Genomic DNA, 3,077 nt, shown 5'->3' with positions numbered 1-3,077 from the left:
GGCGATCGGGCCCTCAGCGACGCGGCACGCCCAGGCACCGGCATCCGGCCAACCCCGCCGCGCGGTGCCACCACCGCAAGCTTCGGCTGACCCATGCCCCCGCCGATCTTGCCCCTGCCGCTCTCCGACCATTGCGATGGCACGCATTTCTTCAACCCCGAAGGAGCAAGGCGCCACATCCGCCGGTTCGCCATGCTGAAATGGCTGACGCGGCGCGACGGCCGCACCCCATGGCCCGCCCATGTCGAAAACACCGCCCATCCGCCGCCGCCGCCCCGCGTCGCGGAGCATCATCTCGCCCTCACCTTCATCGGCCATTCGAGCTTCCTGCTGCGCCTGAAGGGGCTGGTCCTGCTCAGCGACCCGGTGTTCTCCGACCGCTGCTCCCCGGTCGGCTGGGCCGGGCCGAGGCGGGTGCGCGCGCCGGGGCTGGCGCTGGCCGATCTGCCCCGGCCGGACGCGATCCTCCTCTCGCATAATCATTACGATCATTGCGACCTCCCCAGCCTGCAAGCCCTGCGCGCCCGGTTCGGCCCGACCCCGATCATCGCCCCGCTGGGCAACCGCGCCTGGCTCCAGCGCAAGGGTCTCGGCCCGGTGACCGAGCTCGACTGGTGGCAGCACATCTCAATCCATGAAACCCGGATCACCCTGACCCCGGCCCGGCATTTCGCCGCCCGCAGCCTCACCGACCGCAACACGACCCTCTGGGGCGGTTTCATGCTGCGCCACGCCGGCGCGCAAATCTATATCGCGGGCGACACCGGCTACACCGGCTATTTCCGCGCGATCCGCGAGCGGCTGGGCCCCCCCGACCTCGCCCTGCTGCCGATCGGCGCCTATGAGCCGCGCTGGTTCATGGGCAATGTCCACATGAACCCGGCCGATGCCGTGCGCGCCTTCACCGAACTCGGCGCGCGCCGCGCGATCGGCATGCATTTCGGCACGTTCCAGCTGACCGACGAGGCGATCGACGCCCCGCTGCGCGATCTGGCCACGGCGCGCGACGCCGCCCGCCTGCCGGCCGAGCGGTTCACCACGCTCGATTGCGGCGAAACCCGCGTGTTCGACCTGCGGCACCGCCCCGCCGCCGAACACGGCGCCATGGCTTGAACATCCGCCATGCAGGCTTAAACTGAGAACAGTCTCGGCAACCGGCGAACAAGGACAATCATCCGATGAGCATTGTAACCCCCGACCTGTCGATGCCCGATCTGTCGCGTATCGATCCAATGACCGTCGCGGCGGCCGACCGGACCGCCCGTTTCTGGACCAGCAAGGAACCAGGCCCGATGAAACCGGGGTCGGAAGCGCACAAACGCGCGATGTGCACCATGTTCCACGAGACCTTCAACCCCTACAAACCCTCGGTGCTCGCCTGGCCGAAGCTCGACGAGGAGACGCGCAACAAAATCACCTCCCTGCCGATCTGGGACATCGCGGTGCAGACCGAAGGCAAGGCGCGCCTGCGCATGGCGGCCTACGCCCGCCAGATCGCCGCCCTCGACCCGGACATGGGCAAAACCATCGCGCTGAACGGCTGGGAGGAAAACCGCCACAAGGAGGTCCTGTCCAAACTGGTCGAGGTGTACGACATCCCGCTCGAACCCGAACCCCCCTATGTCGAGCCGCGCGATCCGGAATGGGCCTATATGGTGACCGGCTATTCCGAGTGTATCGACAGTTTCTTCGCCTTCGGCCTGTTCGAACTGGCCAAGCGCTCCGGCTTCTTCCCCGCCGAGCTGGTCGAGACCTTCGAGCCGGTGATCCAGGAGGAATGCCGCCATATCCTGCTGTTCGCCAATTGGGTCGCCTGGCACCGCGCCAATCTCGCCCTGCCGCAGCGCCTCTGGTTCGAGCTGCGGGTGGCGGCGGTCTATGCCTTTCTCGGCTGGGAACGCATGGGCATCGCCCGCGGCATGGATGACGGGTCAAAAGCCAAGCCCGGCGGCAAGCCGCAGGACAATAATTTCACCATCAACGGCACCAAGGCGGTCAGCGCCGAGGAGGTCAAGGTCAGCGAATTGATGCGGATCTGCCTCGAGGAAAACGACCGCCGCTTCGCCGGCTATGACCAACGCCTGCTCCGCCCGACCACGATGCCCCGGCTGGTGCGGCTCGCCCTGAAATTCATGCCCCGCCCCAAGCCCAGCCCCAAGTCCAGCACCGCCGCTCACCCCGCGTGACCGACAATTCACGCCAGATCGCCTATTGGAACGAGGTCGCCGGCCCGAAATGGGTGCGCATCCGGGCACAGATGGAAGCCCGCCTCACCGGCGCCGAAGACCTGCTGATGGCCCGCGCCGCCCCGGGCGCGGGCGAGCAGGTGCTCGAAATCGGCTGCGGCACCGGCACCACCACGGCGCAACTCGCCGACGCGGTCGGCCCCACCGGCCATGTCACCGCGCTCGACGTCTCCCGGCCGATGCTGGGAATCGCGCGCATCCGCCTCGCGGGACAGCGCAACATCACCCTGATCGAGGATGACGCCGCGTCACGCCGCTTCAGCCCGTCGTTCGACCTGCTGACCTCGCGCTTCGGCATCATGTTCTTCGAGGACCCGGTGGCCGCCTTCGTCAATCTGCGCGGCGCGCTCCGGCCGGGCGGGCGTCTGGTCTGCCTCGCCTGGGCCGCGGTCGACCATAATCCGCACTGGGCGGTGCCGCTTCGCCTCGCCATCGAGCGTCTCGGCCCACCCCGGCCGCGCCGGCCGCACGCCCCCGGACCGCAGGCCTTCGCCGACATCCCCTATGTCGAGCGGATTCTGACCGAATCCGGCTTCACCTCGGTCTCGGTGCGCGCCGAACCGATCACGCTGATGGGTCACTCGCTCGATGAGGAGGCCGAGATCGCAACGATCATGGGACCCGCCGGCGCCCTGCTCGACGAGGTCAGCGCCGACGCCGCGACCCGCGCCGCCCTGCGCGCCGCCTTCCGCGCCGCCCTGCCCGGCTACGCCGATCCCAACGCCCGCATGCGCGCCACCGTCCACGTCATCACCGCACGCCCCTGATCGCCGTCCCATCGCGCGCCGCTCACATCACAGCGGCGGGCATTTCGCGCTTTCTCACCCCCCG

The 3,077-nt window shown here is 68.7% G+C and carries 3 protein-coding genes; all 3 read left to right on the top strand.

From position 1 onward, the window contains the following. The first annotated feature begins 108 nt into the window (after positions 1–108). The 3 genes from ACP5E6_RS17685 to ACP5E6_RS17675 all read left to right on the top strand — a co-directional run bounded on the left by ACP5E6_RS17685 (position 109) and on the right by ACP5E6_RS17675 (position 3,013). Positions 109–1,113, top strand: a complete 1,005-nt coding sequence (locus ACP5E6_RS17685) for an MBL fold metallo-hydrolase (protein ID WP_427956475.1) — start codon at positions 109–111, stop codon at positions 1,111–1,113. 65 nt (positions 1,114–1,178) lie between these two features. Continuing rightward, complete coding sequence (locus ACP5E6_RS17680) at positions 1,179–2,186, top strand: ferritin-like domain-containing protein (RefSeq protein ID WP_427956474.1); 1,008 nt, start codon at positions 1,179–1,181, stop codon at positions 2,184–2,186. After that, positions 2,183–3,013: a class I SAM-dependent methyltransferase gene (locus ACP5E6_RS17675; RefSeq protein ID WP_427956472.1), complete on the top strand. Its 831-nt coding sequence runs from the start codon at positions 2,183–2,185 to the stop codon at positions 3,011–3,013. The genes ACP5E6_RS17680 and ACP5E6_RS17675 overlap by 4 nt, the downstream gene beginning before the upstream one ends. Positions 3,014–3,077: the final 64 nt, after the last annotated feature.

Origin of the sequence: Acidiphilium sp. (assembly GCF_049977125.1) — a bacterium.
Lineage (GTDB): Bacteria > Pseudomonadota > Alphaproteobacteria > Acetobacterales > Acetobacteraceae > Acidiphilium.
This window is presented reverse-complemented; position numbering and strand designations above follow the sequence as displayed.

Excerpts from the sequence above, each read along its gene's own strand:
- ACP5E6_RS17680 (WP_427956474.1), top strand. The coding sequence starts at position 1,179 with ATGAGCATTGTAACCCCCGACCTGTCGATGCCCGATCTGTCGCGTATC.